The sequence below is a fragment of the Bacillota bacterium genome (genome assembly GCA_012839765.1).
Taxonomy (GTDB): domain Bacteria; phylum Bacillota; class Limnochordia; order DUMW01; family DUMW01; genus DUMW01.
This window is the reverse complement of sequence record DUMW01000012.1, coordinates 1-23374: the sequence shown is the minus strand read 5'-3', so window position 1 is coordinate 23374 and position 23374 is coordinate 1. Positions and strand designations below refer to the sequence as shown.

General features: G+C 53.5%; 21 protein-coding genes and 1 tRNA gene. 16 read left to right on the top strand and 6 right to left on the bottom strand.

Features of this window, described 5'->3' with window-relative positions:
- Positions 1-291: 291 nt before the first annotated feature.
- The gene (locus tag GXX57_01380) at positions 292-651 is read right to left on the bottom strand and encodes a helix-turn-helix domain-containing protein (protein ID HHV43305.1); all 360 of its coding nucleotides are present in this window, start codon (positions 649-651) and stop codon (positions 292-294) included.
- Between the two features lie 313 nt (positions 652-964).
- Here GXX57_01380 and GXX57_01375 point away from each other — a divergent pair, with 313 nt between their 5' ends.
- From GXX57_01375 to GXX57_01365, 3 genes are all read left to right on the top strand, one after another.
- Positions 965-1582, top strand: coding sequence for an MBL fold metallo-hydrolase (locus GXX57_01375; protein HHV43304.1), 618 nt, complete (start codon positions 965-967; stop codon positions 1580-1582).
- Between the two features lie 121 nt (positions 1583-1703).
- Positions 1704-2678: a hypothetical protein gene (locus GXX57_01370; protein ID HHV43303.1), complete on the top strand. Its 975-nt coding sequence runs from the start codon at positions 1704-1706 to the stop codon at positions 2676-2678.
- A 339-nt stretch (positions 2679-3017) separates the two neighbouring features.
- On the top strand, positions 3018-4301 hold the full coding sequence (locus tag GXX57_01365; protein HHV43302.1) for a glucose-6-phosphate isomerase: 1284 nt from the start codon (positions 3018-3020) through the stop codon (positions 4299-4301).
- 29 nt (positions 4302-4330) lie between these two features.
- On the opposite strand, the gene radC is transcribed toward GXX57_01365, so the two are convergent.
- Both radC and GXX57_01355 read right to left on the bottom strand, forming a co-directional pair.
- The gene (gene radC / locus GXX57_01360) at positions 4331-4987 is read right to left on the bottom strand and encodes a DNA repair protein RadC (protein HHV43301.1); all 657 of its coding nucleotides are present in this window, start codon (positions 4985-4987) and stop codon (positions 4331-4333) included.
- A gap of 179 nt (positions 4988-5166) precedes the next feature.
- Positions 5167-6219, bottom strand: a complete 1053-nt coding sequence (locus tag GXX57_01355) for a methyltransferase domain-containing protein (GenBank protein HHV43300.1) — start codon at positions 6217-6219, stop codon at positions 5167-5169.
- A gap of 129 nt (positions 6220-6348) precedes the next feature.
- Here GXX57_01355 and GXX57_01350 point away from each other — a divergent pair, with 129 nt between their 5' ends.
- The 6 genes from GXX57_01350 (at position 6349) to mazG (ending at position 14849) form a co-directional block, all read left to right on the top strand.
- The gene (locus tag GXX57_01350) at positions 6349-7722 is read left to right on the top strand and encodes an NAD(P)/FAD-dependent oxidoreductase (protein ID HHV43299.1); all 1374 of its coding nucleotides are present in this window, start codon (positions 6349-6351) and stop codon (positions 7720-7722) included.
- Positions 7723-7848: 126 nt separating this feature from the next.
- Positions 7849-8484: a 50S ribosomal protein L25 gene (locus GXX57_01345; protein ID HHV43298.1), complete on the top strand. Its 636-nt coding sequence runs from the start codon at positions 7849-7851 to the stop codon at positions 8482-8484.
- Between the two features lie 113 nt (positions 8485-8597).
- Positions 8598-9164 carry an aminoacyl-tRNA hydrolase gene (locus tag GXX57_01340; GenBank protein HHV43297.1) on the top strand — a complete coding sequence of 189 codons (567 nt, stop codon included), beginning with the start codon at positions 8598-8600 and terminating at the stop codon, positions 9162-9164.
- Positions 9165-9201: 37 nt separating this feature from the next.
- A complete protein-coding gene (gene mfd / locus GXX57_01335) occupies positions 9202-12750 on the top strand; it encodes a transcription-repair coupling factor (GenBank protein ID HHV43296.1) in 3549 nt (1182 codons plus the stop codon).
- 96 nt (positions 12751-12846) lie between these two features.
- On the top strand, positions 12847-13404 hold the full coding sequence (locus GXX57_01330) for an AbrB/MazE/SpoVT family DNA-binding domain-containing protein (GenBank protein HHV43295.1): 558 nt from the start codon (positions 12847-12849) through the stop codon (positions 13402-13404).
- 35 nt (positions 13405-13439) lie between these two features.
- Positions 13440-14849 carry a nucleoside triphosphate pyrophosphohydrolase gene (mazG, locus tag GXX57_01325; protein ID HHV43294.1) on the top strand — a complete coding sequence of 470 codons (1410 nt, stop codon included), beginning with the start codon at positions 13440-13442 and terminating at the stop codon, positions 14847-14849.
- Between the two features lie 26 nt (positions 14850-14875).
- On the opposite strand, the gene GXX57_01320 is transcribed toward mazG, so the two are convergent.
- The gene (locus GXX57_01320; GenBank protein ID HHV43293.1) at positions 14876-15154 is read right to left on the bottom strand and encodes an HU family DNA-binding protein; all 279 of its coding nucleotides are present in this window, start codon (positions 15152-15154) and stop codon (positions 14876-14878) included.
- Between the two features lie 154 nt (positions 15155-15308).
- Here GXX57_01320 and GXX57_01315 point away from each other — a divergent pair, with 154 nt between their 5' ends.
- The 7 genes from GXX57_01315 (at position 15309) to GXX57_01285 (ending at position 19814) form a co-directional block, all read left to right on the top strand.
- Positions 15309-16271, top strand: coding sequence for a SpoIID/LytB domain-containing protein (locus GXX57_01315; GenBank protein ID HHV43292.1), 963 nt, complete (start codon positions 15309-15311; stop codon positions 16269-16271).
- A 135-nt stretch (positions 16272-16406) separates the two neighbouring features.
- A complete protein-coding gene (yabP, locus tag GXX57_01310) occupies positions 16407-16691 on the top strand; it encodes a sporulation protein YabP (protein ID HHV43291.1) in 285 nt (94 codons plus the stop codon).
- A 25-nt stretch (positions 16692-16716) separates the two neighbouring features.
- Positions 16717-17223: a spore cortex biosynthesis protein YabQ gene (gene yabQ, locus GXX57_01305; protein ID HHV43290.1), complete on the top strand. Its 507-nt coding sequence runs from the start codon at positions 16717-16719 to the stop codon at positions 17221-17223.
- A gap of 120 nt (positions 17224-17343) precedes the next feature.
- Entirely contained in the window at positions 17344-17631 is a 288-nt protein-coding gene (locus GXX57_01300) for a hypothetical protein (protein ID HHV43289.1), read from the top strand.
- 164 nt (positions 17632-17795) lie between these two features.
- Entirely contained in the window at positions 17796-18170 is a 375-nt protein-coding gene (locus GXX57_01295) for a S1 RNA-binding domain-containing protein (GenBank protein HHV43288.1), read from the top strand.
- A 94-nt stretch (positions 18171-18264) separates the two neighbouring features.
- Positions 18265-19647: a DUF501 domain-containing protein gene (locus GXX57_01290; GenBank protein HHV43287.1), complete on the top strand. Its 1383-nt coding sequence runs from the start codon at positions 18265-18267 to the stop codon at positions 19645-19647.
- A 79-nt stretch (positions 19648-19726) separates the two neighbouring features.
- Positions 19727-19814: transfer RNA gene (locus tag GXX57_01285), tRNA-Leu, on the top strand.
- Between the two features lie 14 nt (positions 19815-19828).
- Here GXX57_01285 and GXX57_01280 read toward each other — a convergent pair.
- Both GXX57_01280 and GXX57_01275 read right to left on the bottom strand, forming a co-directional pair.
- Positions 19829-21115 (bottom strand): helix-turn-helix domain-containing protein, encoded by a 1287-nt coding sequence (locus GXX57_01280; protein HHV43286.1) that lies wholly within the window; start codon positions 21113-21115, stop codon positions 19829-19831.
- Between the two features lie 312 nt (positions 21116-21427).
- Complete coding sequence (locus GXX57_01275) at positions 21428-22153, bottom strand: CBS domain-containing protein (GenBank protein HHV43285.1); 726 nt, start codon at positions 22151-22153, stop codon at positions 21428-21430.
- Positions 22154-23374 lie beyond the last annotated feature (1221 nt).

The window sequence follows — 23374 nt, the reverse complement described above, 5'->3', positions numbered from 1 at the left end:
GGCGAGATTGCTCTTTGGAGGCGAGTAATCCCTGTAGTTAGTGAGTCTCCCATCGACGTCCCTTCTTTGGCCCATAGTCCGTTGGTTGGAGGTTGTCCCCTGACGATGCCAGACCTTTGGTCTTTAATATGGGGTTGGCCTTGGACGACGGTGCCCATCCTGGATCCGTATCGTTACCCGCGCCCGAAAGGGATAGCAATCCTGTGGGATGTGTGGATGCGGGGCCGGTACTTGGCGGAGGAAGGCGGGTGAATATGTTCCAGCCCTCGTCTAGTGGCTACCATCCTCGTTTTAACGCAAACACAGTGATTCCAAAATCACCAGGCATAGTTGGTTGTACTGTTGCTGCAGGGCGGCCAACTCCTTTCTTGCGGCTTCAATGTCGCCTTTGAGTTTTTGCAGGGCCTGCAGGATGTCATCATGGTAATAGCGATAGCTATCCTCATCGAGCAGTGCCGTCACTGGTACTTTAAGGCGGTCCGCAAGAACGTATAGATTATCAATGGACGGATTTGCCCGACCCCGTTCAATCTGAGATATGAAGCTCTTGGTAAAGTCTCTCCCCGCTAGTTCTTCCTGGGTCATATTCCTGGCGATGCGGAGTTCACGGATGCGGGCGCCGATGGCCCTTGATGGCAGGTTATTGTCCATGTATCCATTCCCTCCATTGGTAAAGTAAAATTGTTTCGATATGTAAAGTATGGGTATATTATAACCCGTAACACTTGACGAGGCAAGACTTACCAAGGCCAGTTGCTACTCCAAGATTTACTTAAGGGGTTTTCTGGTGGTGTGGGTGAAGACTCTGGAGGCACCGCCTGGCCAAGACTCTAGCATTTTGTGTTCTAACTAGTGTATGCCCAACGTATTTCCTTGATTTTCCTCACAAGGCACTATATCATAAACCTAGGATAATACTCGCCTTCCTAGGGAATAATTGTTTACTGTACAAGGAGGTTGAGGTATGGAACCGACAATCAATCTCATCAAGCATGCCGGGGTGCAGATCCTTTGGGAGAACCTGGTGATTTACATCGATCCCTGGGAGATGCCCGAATCAGTCAAGGACAAAGCGGACCTTGTCCTGGTTACGCATCCCCACTATGATCATCTTTCACCGGAAGACATTGAGAGAATCAAAGGAGAAGATACCGTTGTGATCGGTCCTGCGGGCACCGCCGAGGAAGTTGCCGGGGCCAAGGAAGTGGCTCCCGGGGACAAGATCGAGGTGAAGGGGATCCAGGTCGAAGCCGTTCCCGCGTATAACAACAACAAGAGCTTTCACGAGAAGAAGAATAATTGGGTTGGATATATCCTCCGGCTAGGGGAGACGCGGGTTTACCATGCCGGGGATACGGACTTCATCCCCGAGATGGCGGACCTGGAAGTGGACATCGCCCTGTTGCCCGTGGGCGGCACCTATACTATGAATGTAGAGCAGGCGGTCCAGGCCGCCGAGGCTATTAACCCCAAGGTAGCCATTCCTATGCACTATGGAGACTTGGTCGGCAATGAGGAAGATGGCAAGGAGTTCGCCAGACGCTTCGATCGGGCTAAGCTCTTGCCTAAGGTTACCAGTTAAGTGTTCTAAAGTCCGCCTCCTAAGATAACCCTATCAATTTTTCTTCACGCAGTTAATTTTCCTCCTCCAAAAGCATAGAAGTTAATATGCCAGTGGCTGTATAGGCCGGAGGAGGGAAATTATGCGTGCGCTATTGCGGGCACAACGCTTAGCCTGCGAAGAAGTGATGGATTGGCCCGGAGTGACCGGGATTGCCATCGGAAAGAAGATGGTTCGCGGGCAGCTGACCGATCACGATAGCATCATCATCTACGTGGAAAAGAAATTGCCCCCAACGGAAGTGGAATATATTCTCCCCCAGGCCATTGGGGATGTTCCTACAGATGTGGTGGAGACCGGGCGGATCACCATCCAGGCGAAGCCGACGGACCGGCTGCGCCCAGCCCCCGGGGGCTGTTCCGTTGGTCACTACAAGATCACTGCAGGCACCTTGGGGGCCATTTGCTTCGACCGAAAGACGAAGGAACCGATGATCCTGTCCAATAACCATATCTTAGCCAATACCACCAACGGTAAAGACGGACGCTCTGCCAAGGACGACCCCATTTTGCAACCGGGCCCCTATGATGGTGGCCAGCCTACCGATGTCATCGGCCGATTGGAACGGGTCGTGCCATTGAACTTTGAAAGCGGCTCCGGTTGGCGGTCTAGCTGCATATTCGGCTTTCTGGAGCGGATTTGGACCTGGCTTGGGGGCTCAAGCCAACAGTCTTCGGGACTCAACCTTGTGGATGCTGCCATTGCCCGGCCGGTGGATGCGGTGCGGATGGAGATTCTCGGCATCGGCATGGTGCGGGGTGTGACCGATGTACCGGTGGGCACCCTTTGCTATAAAAGCGGGCGTACCACCGGTGTGACCACAGGGATCCTCCAGGGGAAGAATGCCCGGCTGAAGGTCTACTTTGACGAAGGCCGCGTCGTCCTTTTTGACCGGCAACTGGTCTTCTCCCACATGTCTGAGCCGGGGGACTCAGGTTCTTTGATTTTAGAGAAGGCGACCAACAAAGCTGTGGGTTTACTTTTTGCCGGCTCCAATCAAGTGACCATTGCCAATCGCATCCAGGATGTGATGGAACTGTTGGACATCGAGTTTTAGGTCAAGGGTTTCTCTATCCTGTACGAGGACTTCCTTAATCACTCATCTGCTACAGAATTTAGCAGGATGAGACCAACGAATATGTCCCATCCTAAACCTGAACTAGCCAGTCCGTCGATAGACCCCAAAGGCGTCATGCCCTTGGGGTCTAAATGTATACTCCCCCCTGAAGATGTATGCTGCCCCAGGTTGCGGGGGATCGACTGGAGAAAGAAAACATATTTCGGATCTCGAGTCTTGTACCTCTGGGGCACCTTCAGTTGCTGCCGGAAAACACTAATGGTAGAATAAGGCTGGTGAATAACGTAGGAAAAAGAAGGTGCGAGAGAATTGCAATCGATGATTAGTCTGGATAGAACCTATTCTTTGGTTTCCGATGAGCAGCTTAACCGTATGGCCCCCTTGGTGCAGACGGCCCATTACGTGCTAGAGGAACGTTCTGGGGCCGGCAAGGAGTTTTTGGGCTGGATGGATCTGCCGGATTTTGACCCCACCGAATTGGCCCGGATCCAAGAAGTGGCTGCTCGAATTCGGGAAAAGAGCCAAGTGCTGGTGGTAGTCGGGATCGGCGGTTCCTACTTGGGAGCCCGGGCCGCCATCGAGATGCTTTCCCCCAGCTTCGGTCGGAGGGACCTTGAGGTTATTTATGCGGGACATCATTTGAGCGCTAGCTATCATGCGGAACTGCTCGACTACCTAGACCAGTTTGATGTTACCCTCAATGTGATCTCCAAGTCCGGCACTACCACCGAACCGGCCATCGCCTTCCGATTCTTGCGCAAGTATATGGAGGAGCGGTACGGGGTTGCGGGGGCCAAAGAGCGGATCGTGGTGACCACGGACAAAGAGACCGGGGCCCTTAGGCAACTGGCCACGGAATTAGGCTACACTTCCTTTGTGATCCCCGACGACGTGGGAGGCCGCTTCTCGGTGCTGACACCGGTGGGATTGTTGCCCATCGCCAGTGCCGGTATTGATGTCGAGAAGATCCTGGAGGGTGCCAAGGCGGCCAAGGCGGCCTATGCCACCCCGGCTCTGGCGGACAATATGTGTTATCAATATGCGGCGTTGCGACACATCTACTATGCCATGGGCAAGGCCATGGAGATCTTTGTAAGCTATGAGCCCAGCCTCTTTTACTTCGCTGAATGGTGGAAGCAGCTTTTTGGGGAAAGCCAAGGCAAAGATGGACAAGGTCTTTTCCCCAGCTCTGTGAGCTTCACCACCGATCTACACTCTCTCGGCCAGTACATTCAAGATGGCCGGCGCCTGTTCTTTGAGACAGTGCTCAATATCCAGGAACCCAGGCAGGATCTGGTGGTGGAGAAGGAAGACCGCGATCTTGACGGTCTGAACTACATCGCGGGCAAGTCGGTCCACGAGGTGAACCAAAAGGCTATGCAGGGTACCCTGTTGGCCCATGTCGAGGGACAAGTGCCCAATCTCGTGGTTAACGTTCCCCAAATTGCCCCCGAGTATTTCGGCCAGCTGGTCTACTTCTTCGAAAAGGCCTGTGCCGTAGGTGGTTACCTAATGGGGGTTAATCCCTTTGACCAACCGGGTGTGGAAGCCTATAAAAAGAAGATGTTCGCTTTACTTGGCAAACCCGGTTACCAATTGTAAGCGTTCTCCGGGGAGGCCTCTCCCCGGAGTCAGTCCATCAACATCCGTTCCCGCATACTGATGTATACCCCATCGCCAATGATCAAATGATCCAGCACCCCAATGCCCAGTAGTTTCCCTGCTTTCACTAGCTGTGCCGTTACTTCGATATCCGCCTCACTAGGCTCACAGCATCCCGAAGGATGGTTGTGGGCAAGGATCACCGCTGAAGCACTGTGACGGATGGCCCCCTTGAAGACTTCCCGCGGGTGGATGGGGGTGCGAGCCAGTCCGCCGATGGCGATGGTCTCGGCACAGATCACTTCATTTTGGGTGTTGAGCAAGATCACCACGAAATGTTCTCGGTCATAGAGCTTCATATGGGTTAGGAGAAAATGGGCCACGTCTTGGGGATTGCGTACCTTGGTTAAAGCTCCGGTGGACAGAAAAGAGATCCGCTTCCCCAGTTCAATGGCTGCCAGGATGCGCCAGGCTTCGCTTAGACTCACCTTACCCAATAGGGCTAGCTCCGCACCGGTCATGGTGCAAAGCCGCCTGGCTGCGGCATTGATATTACCATAGGTTCTCACCAATCGATCCAAAAGGTCTGGGGCACGGTTATTCCCGAGGATCGTGGAGATGATCTCCTCAGTGGAGAGATGTTCTACTTGCAGAATTGTTGGGACGTACTGTTCAACCATCCGCAATAGACATTACTCCTTTCCAAGTCCAGTATCAGTATACTTAGACGCGATATAGGGAAATTCCTGCTTGATAACGAACAAAATAAATGTTTACCCGTAATGGGTAAAGGGATATAGATTTGGAGTAGAAGAGGGGAAGATTTGCCGGGGAGCCCAAGAAGGTCGAAGGATAATCGGCCCGTTTAGTTTCCAGGGGGGAAGATGTCTCCCCACTTTGCCTTCCTTGCGGCCCGATACAAATCTTTGTTTTTTCGGGAAACAGTTTCCTTTGTGATTCCTGCGGGGCGGCAAAGGGTAAGCTGTACATGTCCCTTGCCAATGAGGGGATGTCGGAGGACTCGTCCCGGGAACGGTGTGGCCCGTTGACGGGAGAAGGCCGCAAAGGAGAATTTTTCGTCCTCATAGGAAAGCTCACTTGCCTTGATCTGTCGATGCAGTCGGGAGCGGGGGATCCGCTGGGAAAAGTGGCACCAATCATCGTCTGCCAACGGGCATGTTTCGCGGTGGGGACAGGGTGCCACTATGTGGCCGCCGTTATCCCGTAGCCAGTCCCGGGCGGCCCTGATCTGCCCAAACCCTTCCGGGGTTCCCGGCTCGATGATCACCAGTACTCCCTTGGTGTGCTGCCATAGCCGGGCCAGCAATAGATCTCTGTCTTTTGGATTTGTCTCTCCCAGAACGTAGGAGGCCACCACCAGATCCTGGGGGGGAAGGTGCCAGTCTTGGGTAATGTCCTGTTGGAGCCAGCGGGCTGTCCTAAGGGATGTACTGGTGGCTCGTTCCGCAAGCCCTTGGCCCAGGGCGATCATGGCCGGTGCCCGTTCTAGGAGGGTAATAGTCTGCACGGTGGGAAATACTTCCCTGACTGCCCACATCACCGTTCCCGGGCCAGCACCGACATCCAGCAAAGAGCTGGGCTCCCATTGGGGTAGCACCTCCCGCACTTGGGTCAAGGCCCCATAGATCGCCCCGAAGGTGGCCGGCATGCGGAAGGCGACGTAGGCCAGGGCATCCTCGGGGGACCGAATCAAGCTGTCTCCGCTGGCGGGGCCCTTCGACCTGTATCTTGCCGAAAGGTCCGCGGCGGTTTTGCTCAGATCCTTGCGGGACACATTGGTCAGTTCCTCGTCCAGGGCGGTTTTCAGGTCTTCGGGTAGCTCCATTGGAAAAACACACTCCCAACTGCGGGAATCTAAACTAATCAGATCATACCCCGGGAAAGATACAAACGTCAAACAAAGTCCGCTAAAGCTAGGATCATCCCTATTCAGTCAGTCCATGGGCGGATATGATATAATTCCCTAGGGGCGGACCGTGGTTTTGCGGCGGAAGTTGTTACTTCGAGTTCGAAGGAGGCATAGTCCATGTTCGACTACGATGTGATTGTTGTTGGCGCGGGCCCCGCGGGTATTTTTTCGGCTCGGGAGTTGAGTAACGCAGGCTTTCGGGTGCTCATGCTGGACAAGGGTAAGGATCTGGATGCCCGTAAGTGCCCCGTGGAGAGCAGCGGGGACTGTGCCCATTGTTCGCCCTGCAGCATTGTCTGTGGTTTTGGGGGAGCCGGCGCGTTCAGTGACGGCAAGTTGACTTTGTCACCAGAAGTGGGTGGCTGGTTGAATGAGTTCCTCTCCCGGGATGAATTGGTTACACTCATCAAGTATGTAGACCAAGTCTACCTGGACCACGGTGCCCCGGATCGGGTGTATGCTCCCTCGGACAACGCGGTACACGAGATGGAGCGCAAAGCAACACTAGCGGAATTGGAGTTTATCCCGGCCAAGATTCGTCATCTAGGGACGGGCCATTCCAAACTGGTCCTGCAGAATATGCGCCAGACCTTGGTGGATCACGGGGTGGAGATCAAGACCCTAGAGCCGGTGACCGAGATTCTGGTCCAAGACGGTAAAGCTATGGGGGTAGTGACCACCAAAGGGGAGTACCGGGGTAAGTATGTCGTTTTGGCACCGGGGAGAGAGGGTGCCTCCTGGTTGGTGACCCAGGCGCGTCGGTTGAAGTTGTCTACGGTGGTGAATTCCGTGGACATCGGGGTGCGCGTCGAGGCGCCGGCGGTGGTAATGGAGCCCCTCACCAAGGACTTTTACGAGTCGAAGTTGGTGTATCATTCCCGTTCCTTTGAGGATCGGGTCCGTACCTTTTGCATGTGTCCCTACGGCAAGGTGGCGGTGGAGAACAACGGTGGCTTGATTACCGTCAATGGCCACAGCCATTCGGAACACAAGACCAATAATACCAACTTTGCCATTTTGGTGAGTAAGAATTTTACCGAGCCCTTCAAAGAGCCCATCGCCTATGGCCAACATATCGCCCGACTGGCTAACCTGCTGGGGGGTGGCGTGTTGGTGCAGCGCCTGGGGGATCTTTTGGCTGGCAGACGATCTACCCACAGTCGGATTGAGAAGGGGCTCGTGGTCCCGACTTTGCCCACCGCTACTCCCGGGGACCTGAGTCTGGTGCTGCCCTACCGGTATTTAGTAAGCATTTTGGAAATGCTGGAGGCTATGGACAAGCTGGCTCCGGGGCTCTATTCCCGGCATACATTGCTTTACGGAGTGGAAGTGAAGTTCTACTCTTCCCGGATCCAGGTGGATGACAACTTTCAGACCGATATCCAGAACCTATATGCCATCGGCGATGGGGCAGGGGTGACGCGGGGTCTGATGCAGGCCTCCATTTCCGGTGTCCTTTTGGGTAGAGCCATCGCCAACGGCGAAACCTAAACTGGTCCGGACCCTGGGAGGCTTGTTCTTCTGCTATTGACCATGTTATACCTCAGTGATATAATATGGTGAACGTTTCTAGGATATACTAACCGGTGTTTGTCCTATTGCAGGGAGGTAATCTATATGGTAGGTGTGGTTCTGCGCGCACAAGGGCGTGCTGTAGCCGGGAAAGGTGCCGCAAGACAAATCCGCCGCATGGGGCGGATTCCTGGGATTGTCTATGGCAAGGGAAAGGACAATGTGCAAGTTTCCCTTGATGCTGGCGAATTCAACCGACTGCTTGCCACCACTGGGGTTGGCCAGTTGGTTAACCTGGAAGTGGTCGTGGGTGACGAGGTCCAGTCGCGGCCCACTTTGTTGAAGGATGTCCAGTACGATCCTGTTGTCGGTGATGTTTTGCACGTGGACTTCCACGAGGTCGCCCTCGACGAGCCGATTAAGACCTTTGTGGAGATTGTCCTAGTTGACGAAGGCGAAGGTACCATCCGGGACGGTGGCATTGTCTCCCAGTTGCTCCGGGAAATCGAGGTGGAATGTCTGCCTACTAATATCCCGGATCAGGTCAGTGTGAATGTGACTGGACTGTCCATTGGTGATTCGGTGACCGTGGGCGACTTGGAGAAATTGCCCGGTGTCGAGTTTATTACTCCCGTTGAGGAGATTGTAGTTACGGTCACCGCTCCGACGACGGAAGTCGTTGAAGAGGAGACCGCAGACGAAGCGGAAGAAGCTACTGAGGAAGCCGACGAAGAGGAATAAAAGATACCAGTGGTACATCGAATCCATAATATGGAGTAAGGAGGCAACCCTGCACACATTGTGTGCAGGGTTAGGCTGCATAGGGGTGGAATTCCCCTTTCTGCCAAAAAATGGTGATGAAGTACATTATTGGTTTAGGAAATCCTGGAAAAGAATATGCTAAAACTAGACATAACATGGGCTTTCTGGTCCTCGATGCCCTGGCGAAGCAAGTGGGTGTCCAAATCGACCGACGGGGTTACCACGGACTATGGACGGAGGCGTGCCTTGGCGGACAGGATTTTCTGATGCTTAAACCCACCACCTACATGAACAACAGCGGTCAGTCGGTGTTGGCCCTCTGCCAGGATCGTCCCGTGGAGCCGCACCAGCTGATGATCGTCTATGATGATCTAGATCTGGAGACGGGTCGGATCCGCCTGCGGATGAAAGGGCGTCCCGGGTCCCACCGGGGGTTGCAGTCTGTCTTGGAGAAGCTGGGGACCCAGGAGGTGCCCCGGTTAAAGGTGGGGATCGGACCGGTGCCGCCCGGTGTGGCGGGACGGGATTTTGTCCTAGGGGAACCCACCGCTGAGGAGTGGGAAGACTTTCTTTTGCCTGCCATCGAGCGGGCTGTCCTTGCCCTCATCTGCTGGATTGAAGAGGGCATCGAAAATGCCATGAACAAGTATAATGGATAGAATATGTCGTGATCATACTCAATGAGGAGGAGCCAGTGTGGCTTTAACTGGTCTATCCCATCTGGTCTCGAGATCCCAAGAGTTTGCTCCGGTGGTGGATACGGTTATTCGAGGTGCGCAGGAAACCTTGGTGATCGGAGCCTCGGGATCCTTGAGAATAGTTGGTATTGCTGCGATTTTTCAAACCTTGGCCCAACGGGGTAGCAAAATCCCCTTCCTGGTGGTTGCCCCGGATCAATATCATGCCGAGCAGATATATTTGACTTTAGAAAATATTCTAACATCAAAACGGGTGGCTTTGTTTCCGGCCATCTCCACTATGCCCCATGAGTCGGTGATCGCGGAGCGAGAACTGCATGGAATGCGGGTGGCGGTGATCGGGAGACTATTGGCGGAGGAAAGCTTGATTGTGGTGGCTTCCGCCGAGGCCCTGTCCCGTTACCTGCTTCCACCCCAGGTCTTTAGGGCCTATTGTACGGGGCTTACTGTGGGCGAGACTGTGGAACTGGAACAGCTAATGGACAGACTGGTGGCTGGCGGGTATCAACGGGTGGATCTCGTGGAGGATCCGGGCCAGTTTTCTCTCCGAGGGGGAATTCTGGACATTTTCTGTCCCATCCTTACCAACCCGGTGCGTATTGAGCTGTTCGGCGATGAGATCGACTCCATCCGGGAGTTCGATCCGGCGGATCAACGGTCCTACCGACGCCATCAGAGTGTGTATATCACCCCTGCGCGAGAGTTTTTTGTACCCGAACATCTGCGGAAAGACGCCTTTATCGAGATCAAAAAAGCCCTGGAGGAGCAAGTGGTGCGCCTAGATCGGGCCAAGGATTCCCCTTCTAGCACCTTGCGACAGACGGTGGCTCGCCACTTGGAGTTTATTGAGAACGGGATCTACGATTCGGCCTTGGAGCAGTATCAACCCTATTTCTACCCCAACCAGGCTACCCTGCTAGCCTACTTCCCTCGCATGATCTGTATCTTAGATGAGCCCAGTCGGATCAAAGAAAGCCTGGAGAATGTGGAGAAGGAATACATGGAGCAGCATCTTAGTGGTCTGGCCAAGGGCCGGGCCTTGCCCGGGGAGGCTCGGATGTTCTGCCCCTGGTCGGAACTGTTCCCTGAGTTCAAACGGGGCCGCCTCCTTTATTTCTCCACCTTAGCCCAGCGCATTGAGGGGATGTCACCTACCCATACGGTAAACGTCTCTTCGCGATTGCCCGATGTTTTCCATGGGAAGATGAACTTGTTGCTACAGGAGCTAGAACGCGCAAAGCGGGAAGGTTTTGCTATTCTGCTATCCCTTTCCTCCGAAAGTCGCGCCAAGCGAATCACGGAGTGGCTGACCGAGGAAGGGGTGCCGGCCCGGTATGTGCTGCGGCCCGAGGACGAGATTCGGCCGGGAAACATCATCATTACCAGCGGGTACTTGGAGGCCGGTTTCGATCTACCGCTGACGCGGTTGTTGGTCCTGACTGATGCCGAGATCCGGGGGAAGGCCAAGCAGAAAGTGCGGAGCCGTCGGGGCCCCCAAGGGACGAGGATCCGGGATTGGAATGAATTGAACGAAGGGGACTACGTGGTCCACGTTAACCATGGGATCGGCAAGTACCTTGGTGTGAAGAATATCAATGTCAGTGGGGTCCAGAAGGATTACCTGGTGGTAAAATATGCCGGCGAGGACATTCTCTATGTCCCGGTGGACCAGGTGAATCTGCTGCAGAAGTACGTGGGGGGCGGGGATGAGGCCAGTCCTAAACTGAACAAGCTAGGCGGTACCGAATGGACCAAGGTGAAGCGAAAGGTCAAAGAATCGGTCCGGGAGATCGCCAAGGATCTGTTGGAGCTGTATGCTGCCCGGGAAACGGTGCCAGGGCGGGCCTTTTCGCCGGACACCGTTTGGCAGAGGGAGTTTGAGGATGCCTTTGAATATGAAGAGACACCGGACCAGCTGAGGGCAGTGCAGGAAGTTAAGGCCGACATGGAAAAGCCCCGACCTATGGATCGGCTCCTGTGTGGGGACGTGGGCTATGGGAAGACCGAGGTGGCCCTGCGGGCTGCGTTCAAAGCGGTGATGGATGGTTGTCAGGTGGCCATTTTAGTGCCCACCACTATCTTGGCCCAACAGCATTATCGTACGGTGAGCGAACGGTTGCGCAACTTCCCCGTGACGGTGCGGGTGTTAAGCCGCTTCGAAAGTCCCAGTAAGCAGAAGCAGACCATTAAGGATCTTAAGACCGGAGCGGTGGACATCGTCATCGGGACCCATCGCTTATTGTCTAAGGACGTGGAGTTTAAGAACCTTGGACTGGTGATTATCGACGAGGAGCAGCGCTTTGGCGTGAAGCAGAAGGAAAAACTAAAGCAGCTGCGCACCAGTGTGGATGTGCTGACCCTGTCGGCCACTCCTATCCCTCGCACCTTACACATGGCTTTGGTGGGAGTGCGGGATATGAGTGTCATCGAGACTCCCCCCGAGGATCGCTATCCCATTCGTACTTACATTGTGGAGTATAATCCCGAGACGATCCGGGATGCCATCCTACGGGAAAAGGCCCGGGGAGGCCAGGTCTATTTCGTCTACAACCGTGTCCAAGGCATTGAAAGGATGGCAGAGGAACTGCGTCTGCTGGTGCCCGAGGTTTCGGTGGTAGTGGCCCACGGCCAGATGGGCGAGCGGGAACTGGAGCAGGTGATGCTTGACTTCATGGATGGGGCATACGACGTGCTGGTGTGTACCACGATTATTGAAACCGGTATGGACATCCCCAATGTGAACACCTTGATTGTCTATGATGCAGATAAGTTTGGTCTTTCCCAACTATACCAACTGCGGGGACGGGTGGGTCGGTCTAACCGCATTGCCTACGCCTATTGCTGTTACCGCAAGGATCAGGTGTTGACCGAAGACGCGGAAAAACGGCTGCAGGCCATCAAGGAGTTCTCTGATCTGGGTTCCGGTTTCCGGATTGCCATGCGGGACCTGGAGATTAGAGGCGCGGGGAACATCCTTGGCGCAGAACAACATGGTTTTATCGCGTCCGTAGGTTTCGAGTTGTATTGTCGTCTGTTGGAAGAGTCCATTGCGGAACTGTCCGGTCAGGTAAAGGAGGAACTTCCGGAACCCTTGTTGGACTTCGCGGTGGATGCCTATATCGACGACGAATATATTGCCGACTCTCGGCAGAAGGTGGATATTTACAAGCGCATCAGCGCCTTGGGCAGCCAAAGGGAGATCCAAGAGTTTGTGGTGGAGCTGGAGGACCGCTACGGACCGGTTACCCCCTCCGTGGATAAGCTGCTCCGGGTGGCAGCCATCCGGATCATGGCCCGGGAGGTGGGGGTGGAATCCATCGCCCAGGAGGCCCGTTACGTGGTCTTCCGCTTCCATCCAGAGGCGCAAGTCCCACCCAGTGCCCTCCGTGCCTGTGTGGAGCAGTTCCGGGGCAAACTGACGGTGCTGCATGGTCAGCCACCGCGGATTAGGATTCGCCCGGGCCTAGAGCAGGACGAGTTGCTGGACATCATTACCACCGTCTTGAAGAATATCCAAGCCTCCTTAGCCGAGGCCAGTGGGCAGTAGGAATAAGGAACAAGTACTTCGTGTATACTAACGCTTGGAAGGCTATGGTAAACCAAGGCGAAGGATTCCTTCCGACTTGGTCGAGGAGGTAAACCGATGAAAGCAACGGGTATTGTCAGAAGGATCGATGACCTAGGACGGGTGGTTATCCCCAAGGAGATCAGAAAGACCCTGCGAATTCGGGAGGGTGATCCCTTGGAGATTTATGTGGACCGTACCGGTGAAGTGATCCTGAAGAAGTATTCACCGGTGGCGGAGTTGGGCGGTTTCGCCCAGGAGTATGTGGATTCGTTGTTCGAAAACAACGGAAAGAACGCAATCATCGTGGATCGGGATACGGTAATCGCCGCGGCGGGGCCGTTGGGGAAGGATTTGCTGGGCAAGGGTGTGACCCAGCAGATGGAACGGATCATGGAGGAACGGGCTGCTTTGTTGCTTGGGCCGGGACTAGACGAGGAACTTGAACTGATCGACGAAGAACGGAACCACTGGCCGGTGAAATCCTTGGCGGTGGCTTCCATTATCGCCGCCGGAGACCCGGTGGGGATCGTGATCATTGCCACCACTGCGGAGGAGCCGGCACTGGTCAGCGACGTGGAATTGAAGCTGGTGAAAACGGCAGCAGGATTTCTGGGGCGGCAACTAGAAAGCTAACCGGTGGACAAGCCAGCTGGGGAGGAAAAAAGAAGATGATTGTAATTGTCGGCCTCGGACCGGGAACGTGGGGGCAACTGTCGGTGGAGGCAGGGGAGGCTCTGCAGTCAGCGAAGAATCTGTGGCTGCGCACCGCAGTACACCCCACTGTGGAAGCCCTCAGGGAGAGGGGCATTGCCTTTGTCACCTTTGATGAGGTATACGAACAGGCCGCGTCCTTCGACGACGTATACCAACATATTGTGGATCGTCTGCTGGCGGAAAAGGAGGTGACCTATGCAGTTCCAGGTCATCCTCTGATCGGTGAGCGGACGGTGGAACTACTGTTAGCTGAAGCGGAAAAGCGCAACATACCCACCAAGGTGATCCCGAGCATGAGTTTTGTGGACGTGATCTGGCCGGCCCTGGGGATCAGTGGAGATGGGGTTCAGTTGGTGGACGCTTTGGCGCTGGAATGTGACCAGCTGCAGCCTAACCAACCCTATTTACTCATGCAGGTGTACAATCGCTTGGTGGCCTCGGAGCTGAAACTCCGTTTGATGAATTGCTACCCCGACGAACATGAGATTGTAGTGGTGCGGGGAGCAGGGATTCCCGGGTGGCAGCGGATCCTCCGCGTTCCTCTGTATCGTTTGGACAACCTGGATTGGTTGGACCACTTGACATCGGTGTATCTACCCCCGGTGGCTCCAGGGACCCACTACGATCTGGCCGATCTTGTGACGGTGATGAAGCGCTTGCTGGGCCCTAACGGGTGCCCTTGGGATCGGAAACAGGATCATCATTCATTGAAGAAGTACCTAGTGGAAGAGGCCGAAGAGGTGCTGGGGGCCATCGACAGTGGTGATATGGATCATCTCTGTGAGGAACTGGGGGATCTTTTGTTGCAGATCGTCTTTCACGCCCAACTGGCGGCAGAAGAGGGTTATTTTAACATCCACGACGTGATCAAGGCCATCACCACGAAGATGATCCGGCGACATCCCCATGTCTTCGGCGATGTCTCCGCAGACAACGTGGAGACTGTGTTGCAGAACTGGGAGGAGATCAAGCGGGCCGAGACCCGGGAACACACCAGCCATTCGGCTTTGCGCAGGGCCCAATGGGTGCAACAATCCGCCCGCAACTTCGGTTTTGACTGGCCTGACGTCTATGGACCGGCGGGCAAGGTTTTTGAAGAGATCGGTGAACTTGTGAGCGCATTGGGTAATGGCTCCGAGGAGGATCGACAAAGGGAATTTGGGGATGTGCTCTTTGCCTTAGTCAACCTTGGTCGTTTTCTCAACATCGACCCGGAAGTGGCCCTGAGCCAAACTGTGGAACGTTTTGAACAGCGTTTTCAGCGGATGGAGGAGAAGGCTATGGGGCTGGGGAAAACTCTTGGAGAAATGTCCTTGGAGGAAATGGATGTTCTCTGGGAAGAGGTCAAGGAAGAGGAAAAATAAGAAGGGGGCCTTCGGCCCCCTAAAGACTATTCGCCGGCCACCGCACTCTTCAGTAATTTGCCAGCCTTGAACGCTGGAACCTTGGTGGCAGGGATGTCAATTGGTTCCCCGGTGGCCGGGTTAACGCCCTTGCGGGCAGCGCGTTCCCGGACCTCAAAGGTACCAAAGCCAACCAAAGTAACCTTCTCGCCCTGTGCCAGTGCATCCGTAATCGACTCGAGAACCGCTTCTACTGCGTCAGAGGCGACCTTCTTCGTCAGTCCAGTCTTCTCAGTGACACTGGCAATCAACTCACCTTTGTTCATCATCGTCCCTCCTTAAAGTACTAACGCATCGCTATGTTATTCGCCATCATGTTCCCAAATCCTGCTAGGCAACGTTGTTTCCGTGTCTTTTTGCTGCATATTGTCACATTTTAATGGGAAAATAACCGTGTGTAGTCAGAAAGGGGGGCATTCAATGACTAATTTCTGGAAAAGATCGCTTCAGATGATCAGTCTGTTGCTGATTGTGGGTACTGTCTACTTCTTGATGAGTTCATCGCCCCAGGAACCAGAGGATCTGGCGCGTCGGTTTGACAAAGAGCCTGAGGTGTCGGTGTACTTCCATCGAACTCAAGAAACTAAGACTATGCCCATCGAGGAGTACATCATGGGGGTGGTGGCCGGTGAGATGAAGCCCGATTGGCCCAAGGAGGCCTATGCGGCCCAGGCCATCTTGGCCCGCAGCTTCACCATGCATTATATCAGCCATGGTGGTGCCCGGGATAAGTACGGCACCGACGTCACCACCAACGAAGAAGAGGTGCAAGCCTACAATGCGGACAATATCACGCCCATCATTGAAGAGGCGGTAAATTTGACCCGGGGTATGGTGATGACCTTCGATAACCGCTATGTTCGGGCCTGGTTCCATTCCTTCAGCGGTGGGATCACGGCCACGGCCAAAGAGGGCTTGAACTATCCCGATGATGAACCGCCTTATATCAAAAGTGTCCGTCTTCCCGATAACCCCCACGCCCCCGAGGACGTGAAGGAATGGGAGCTGGAGATTAGCCTTGTGGATTTGCAACAAAGGTTGTCTGGCCTTGGAGTAACGGGTCCCATCAGTGATGTGCGGATTAAGGAGCGGGGCCCCACCGGGCGGATCACGGCGGTGGAGGTGGTGCATTCCGATGGAGAGACCACCACTATCCCGGGTAATGACTTTCGTTTAGCGGTGGGTGCCATGGAGATGAAATCTACGTTGGTAGAGGAGTTCGAAGTGGATGATGGCAAATTAGAAATTGAAGGCACCGGCTTCGGCCACGGTGTAGGCCTGAGCCAATGGGATGCTTACATGCTGGCCAAGGATGGTTATAGTCCTGAAGAGATCGTCCACTATTTCTTCAAGGATATCGAGATTAAGAAACTGTGGGACTAGTACCTGCGGGCGGAGGATGCTCCGCCCACAAATCTCTCTTCCCTGGCTCGTACCCTTTTCCGGGCATATATTTCTAGGAACAAGCATAGTATTTAACGCTACAACCTATTGCTCAGGACTGAGGGAGGGAAGAGCATGGAAGAGAAGGGACAAGTCAGGAAGAAACACCAATTCATCTTGCGCAATCGGGAGCTTTTGTTGATCGACGGAGTTACTCACGTGGAGAGCTTTGATGAGAACGAGATCACCATCGGTACCGACCAAGGTAACATGTTGATTAAGGGGGAGGAGCTGAACATCAAGGAACTGAACCTTGAAAACGGAAATCTGATGGTACAAGGCCTGGTCTCTACTATTGAATATGTACCTGATCCCGGCAGTAGCAAGGGAAGATCCTTTTTGAGCAGGCTCTTTCGGTAACTATGTGGCGTAAGGAGGCAAAGTCGTGGGAACCCTGACGGACCAGGTCTATACCATGTTGATCATCATCCTCGGCGGCATCCTCGTTGGTTTCATCTTCGATTTGTACCGGGTGCTGCGGGGTTTTGGACGACCTGGGAAATATGTCACGTTGGTCACCGACTGCCTCTTTTGGCTGGTGGTCACCCCCATTGCCCTCATCATTCTGGTCTTGGCCAACTGGGGTGAATTGAGGCTATATTCCTTTCTGGGCCTGCTTTTGGGTCTGATCTTTTATTGGTCAGTGTTAAGCGCGGTCGTAGTAGGAATCCTAGGGTCCCTGTTGTCTTTCCTTTGGCGTGCTGTTTGTCTGCTTGGGAAGGCCCTTATATTTCTTGTCACCATCGGTCCACGGTTGCTTTATGCCCTGGTGCGGGGCAAACTGATGGTCTTTCGTCGTCCCCGGTTCTTGCGCAGGCTCTTGCAACCCTTCCGGGTCACGCTTCCCCGGATCAAGTTGCGCTTTCCGAAACTATTCCGCATTCGCCTCTGATTTGAGCAGGGATTTCCAGGGGGAAGGGAGAAAGGTTATAACCCAAGCATGTTGACCGAAGGTGGACGGGCCTTGAGGGAATATCCGGCAACGGTGTCGCCAGACAGGAGGAGGCCAAGGATGCGCCTCAAAGTAAATCTCTTTGTGATCATATTCCTTCTAGTTGTGGGAATCTTGGCAACGGGCTATGCCAAGAACTTTGCTAAGATCCGCCAGCTGCGTGAGGAGATCCAATGGATCCAGGAAGAGATTCGAGTAATGGCGTTAAGGAACAATGTCCTGTTAGAGGAGATAGCCTTGCTAGATGAGGATGAGATCATTGAGGAAATTGCCCGGCGGGAGCTTGGTCTGGTGATGCCCGGCGAGACCGTTTACAGACTCGCCGATCCCTTGCCTACTAGTGAGTGAGCAAAGATCTGCTTCTAAGGAACTAGAGTGTCCTGAGGGCTGTCCTGATTCTTCTCATCGTAGCGCCGGTCTCTTGACACGTTTATTAGGGCCTCGGTATAATTACCATGAGCCTAGTGTATGCCCACTACGGTCAAATTCTATGAGGAGGAATTCATTTAAGTATGGCAATTGAAGTGGGTAGCGTCGTCGAAGGGAGAGTCACGGGCATTACTAACTTCGGTGCTTTCGTAGAACTCAGCAGTGGTGAAACTGGATTAATCCACATTTCTGAAGTGGCCGATGCTTACGTGAAAGACATTAAGGATTTCCTTCAAGAAGACCAGATCATCAAGGTTAAAGTTATCAACATTGAAGATGGTAAGATCGGACTTTCACTTAGGCGCGTTAACGATGCCCCCCGACGCTCGAAACAGGACCTCAAAGCGTTTGAAGAGAAACTCAACAAGTTCCTTAAGGAAAGCGAGAAACGGCAAAGTGACCTGAAACGAGCCACTGATTCTAAACGTGGTGGACGGGGTGGTGGAAGAAACTTCTAGCCCACGGCAATCATTCTTGCGACGACCCTACTGCCGATTTTGGCTTGATGCGGACAAGCCACTCGGCAGTTTTTTGTTGCTATGGAGGAGCGAGATGGAGAGTCTAGACCTGCAATTGATCGAAAAACAGCTGGGCCGCCGGCCCCGGGGAGTGGTGGGGGTAGGGTTACGTTGCCCTGCCGGGTATCCGCGGGTGATCGTGACAAAACCGGTGGTGGAGCCAGGACAAGTCTTTCCCACTACCTATTGGCTGACCTGTCCCCATTTGGTGAAGGAAGTCAGTCGACTAGAAAGCCAGGGGTTGGTGGGGGAACTTACGGAACGGGCGCTCCATGATGCGGACTTTGCCCGGGAACTGGTGGAAGCCCATGAAGAATACAAAGCCGCACGACAAGCATTGCTGAGTCCCGAGGAGTGGGAGACCCTAAAGAAGGAATACCCGGAGCAGTATGCCAGTCTCCAAGAATCGGGCATTGCCGGGATAAAAAATCCGGGGGTGAAGTGCCTGCACGCCCATTTAGCCCATTACCTGGTGGGAGGTCGCAATCCCGTGGGAAGGATAGTCTGGGAGCTGATCAAAGAGAAGGCCTGCACGCGCAATCGCCTTGCCAGTATCGGGGTTGGCACTAATTCTACCCGGCTGCTGATTGCGGAAGCGGGCTGTGGGGTGACGCCGGTATATGAAGACATAGATTATCCCCGGATTGGGTCCTCCCTGGAAAAGGGATTGCTTACAGAAGAAGCCATGGAGCGGACCCTGGGGGTAATACGCCGGTTTTTAAAGATTGTGGAAGAGTACCAAGCGGAATTGTCAGTGATTTTTGCCACCAGTGCCGTGCGGTCGGCAAGGAATCAAGGGGAATTTGCCCAAAGGGTCTTGGAAGTGGTGGGCCAGGAGCTTCGAGTCCTCAGCGGCCAGGAGGAAGCCCTTTGGACCTATAAAGGGGCTACCTATGGCATGGTTCAGTCTTCGAGTCTGGTGGATATCGGGGGTGGAAGCACCGAATTTGTCATTGACGGAAGTTTTACTAGCCTTAATGTTGGTGCAGTTCGGCTCCATGAGGCCTATTTTGCCACCGGATTACCCACGCAAGCGCAGCTCGACCAGGCCCGGGCAGATATCCAAGAAAAACTTGCCCGGATCCCTGTTTCTAATCAGAGACTAGTGGTAGTCGGTGGCACTGCTACTACCTTGGCCAGTATGGAATTGGGATTGGAGGAATATGACGCCAAGCAAGTTCATGGCAGGACCCTTTCCCAGGAAGTCCTTCGAAGATGGCTAGTGAGACTGGCAGAGTTGCCGGTTGCCGAAAGGACCAAATTTCCAGGCCTGCCACCGGAGCGGGCGGATATCATCTTTAGCGGAACCCTGATCTTGCTGACGGTCATGGAGCATCTTAACGTGCTACAGGTGCAGGTGAGCGTCAACGATATTATGTTGGGTGCTTTGCTCTGGCAATTAGGGGAGGGACGGTGAAGACTGGCTTTCTCGCGGAGACCGTAGTTATTGACGTATCTGCTTGGGTGTAGTACAATAATCTGCGTTGAAAGCTTGTGCCGGGGTGGCGGAATTGGCAGACGCGAAGGACTTAAAATCCTTTGGCCATTTCGGTCGTGCGGGTTCGATTCCCGCCCCCGGCACCATGTTTTTCTTTCCTTCAGCCTTTGTACTGTGTAGGTGTCCTTCCTTCTAGCTTCTTAAACACTTTGGTAAAATAGCTCGGATCGTTATATCCCACAGCGTAAGCAATTTCCTGGACAGTCATATTTGTGGTGAGTAGTAGTGTTTTTGCCTTCTCAATGCGTACCTTGGTAAGGTAATTGAGGAAAGTGATCCCCAATTCATTAGTGAAGAGGTGGCTGAGATAGAAGGGACTGATCTGGACCGCATGGGCCACCACTTCCAGGGACAAATCCTCCGCATGGTGGTCGTTGATATATTCGATGGCTTGCTGCAACGGTTTGGCCGTAGTGATATTTCTAGTTTCATAGATGACATCCAAAAACTGGTCTAGGACCCGGACAATCCATGCACACAACTCCTCAATGGGATCGATGTTTTGGATCTCCTGAAGATGATGGCAATTTAAGGTGAGCAGAGTCTGCAGGCTGGCACCGGCTTCTACTGCGGCCCGGGACAACATGATGAGCAGTTCAATGATCCGGGCCTTCACCACTTCGGGGTTACCGGCGTTGACAAAAAGGATATTACCCAAGATGTCATTGAGGATCTCCTTGGCCCTGACCCGCTCCCCAAATCTCACTGCTCCCAATAGTTCCCGTTCCTTCTCGAAGGGGTATGCACTCTGGGAGGTTCTTCCCTGCAGCTTTTCCAAAGTCTCTTCCAGTTGTTTTCTTTCGTGGATCACCTCTGCCAAACGGGCTTGATGGTGGTGGAGTTCTCTTCTTTGTTTCAATGTGGTACTACTGCTTTGCATAACCTGGTTAGCCACGGCAAACAACAGATCCGCCGCAGCCTGAACCCTTGGTCCGGAAACGATCTGAAGCTCCTTGGCTGCATCCAGGAGGGCCTCTCGATCCATCGGTAGATTCTCGGTGCGGCTTAGTAGTTCCTCCCAGGCAATTTCGTCTAGTTTCCACATGAGTACTTGTCCACAGGTGATGGAGGCAATATGGTTGCCGTCAATGGTAATGGGTGCTACCCATTCAATGAGACCGGCATGGCAACGGAAAATATATGGTTCGCCTAACATATTAGCTTGCTCTCCGCCTTCGCGGAAGGAGGTTAAACATAGCTGATTTCCCTCTTCCGTTGAGCGGATCAACCGGCAAAAACGGGAAGAGTTTCCTACTGGGCTTTGGATCACGGGCACACCATTCCTGTCCACTATCTCTGCTCCTAAGCCCGTGGCCAGACTGAAGGAACGCAGCATTCTTTCCAGGAAACCCCGATCGATGATCTCGTTTAGGTGAACACCAGCCATGGTCATCCCTCCTGTTGCATATGGTTCTATAATACTATCCGTTTTCCTTTGTGGGTTGTGATACCGTTATCTTGCAGCGAGATCTTGTTGTAGCAGCTGTGGTGGCGGTGGCGGGAGCCCGATCAGTGCTATGAGACTACAGCAAACAGTGGCGACTTTATCTGCTATCGAGAGTGGAAGACTACACCAATTTGTGGTTTGTGGTACACAGTAAACCACAGGCAGAACCTGACTCTTTGGCTTCTATTTGTTCTTGAGTTTAGTCGGTGAATCCGGACCCGGCATGGGCCCTGATTCACCGTGTTCCTACCGCTAGTCTTGACCATAGTTAATAGCCCGCAACAGTCGGGGATGGTCGGCGATTGTCAGAATGCCGATGGGTTTTTCCGACCTACTTCCGGACCCAGTGATGATGATGGCAGAGAGTGATTTTCCGGCACGACTGTCCTTTTCGAAGATTTCCAGCACATCAAATATCGTATCGTCCTTTTTGACAAAGTGACAGGCCTCGTTATCCTCTTGAAACTCCAGTACTTCCTCAACAGGCTTTTCCTCCAGTAATCCGATTCCTGATTCCAGTTCGGAGGCAATCCAGCGGGTGATGGTGTTTGCAGTGAGCATCGCTCGGAATTGACCATTGTCGTAGACGGGGATCTGAGAAAAATCATTGTTTACCATCGTCTTGGCCACGGTGCCGATGAAGTCTCCCGGAGAACAGACTGTAACCTCGCACAGGAAGCTCGGCGCCAATCGCGGTGGTTGTAACAAAATAGAGGCGATATGCTCGATGTCCAGTACCGTTTCATCGTGGGGTTCGGCGATGGGTCTACCATCAATGCGCTCATGAACTATGGCATTTCGGAGGTCTGCATACTCCTTGAGTTTAATCCTGTAATTCCGGACGGCGGCGTCCTTCTTGGCTACTTCGTCCACTAGGCTAGAGAACCCAATCCAGTTCTCCCTGTTAGCTACACGCCGAAGGTGTTGCTCAATTCTCACAAAGGCGTCTAGAAACCGTTCAGAGTTCTTAGGAGTCATTCCGTTATCTTCCCTTCTACAAACAATATGTTTTGAGTCTGTGAGTGAGGAACAACGGGGGAACGGAAAGGCATCCCTTCAAAGAACGTGTATTTATTAGCCATCCCCTGTCATTTTCCTCCTCCTAGGCTGTTGACGATCTGGCAGGGAGGACAACTCTGAGCTTGGTTGCAATTGAGTGGTCTGTGTGCACTCCGCTTTCCGTTTCAAAGACGCTAGGAAAAGAAATCCTGTTAGCGACGACGGTTCCCAACCCTCGCTGTCGACTCTTTTCTTGGTCTCAACCCTGCCCTGAAGACTTCCCGCGGGAGGACGCCCAAGAAGGTGATAGATAACGAAACCGTGTGTAGCCAAAAACGCTGTTCATATGGTTGAAGCGGTTTGTCTGTCGACGTAACAGCGCGGTGGCGATGCTATGTTATCCTTTTCGAGTGATGTGCTGGAATGGTTCGTGCCCTGGTCTCCCGAAATCCCCGACTACTGCCGTACGCAAAAGAAAAACTAACAAGCATAACACAACCCCCACCCTGAAAGCCAGGTAGGGGTTTTTGCTCTTACGAAGATCCAAAACTTGCATCATGGACGAATCGCATGCCATTGAGGACCGGTTCTTAACCCTGCGCTGAAAACGCCCCGGGGGAGGAAGCCGAACAAGGGCCTTAAACAAGCGAACCATGGTCGGGTTCGAGACACCAATGGAAGCTCGACCTCTCCTCACCAGCCGCAGAACGAATGTATCAATTCCTCGACCCCGTTTTCATCCATTCGATGGTGTGGCGTCAGCCACATGATTGTCTGATAGGAAGATCCCAAACGCAGGGCCGCGGCATATGCGCGGCCTGCGGTTGTGGTTTCCAACCCTGATAGGAAGATCCCAAACATGGCGACGGCACCACAATGACTGTTGACGAGTGGTGGTTTCCAACCCTGATAGGAAGATCCCAAATCCTTGTTACACTGGGATTTTGCTACACGTACCGAACACTTGTTCACCATGCACTAGAAGGAGCAGATTTCGAAAAACAGCTTGATTAAGCCCTTTCATGGTTCTTGTCATCCTTCGTGATTCGCGTCGACCCCCCGGGGTTTTCGCGCTATTGGAGGTCGACGCGTGATTTTCGATGAGTGATCAGTTATGTTCATCGACCAGCTATGCTCTTGGACTTCAGGATGACTACATTAGATGTTTTCAACCCTTTTTGAGAAGATCCTTCCTACAGT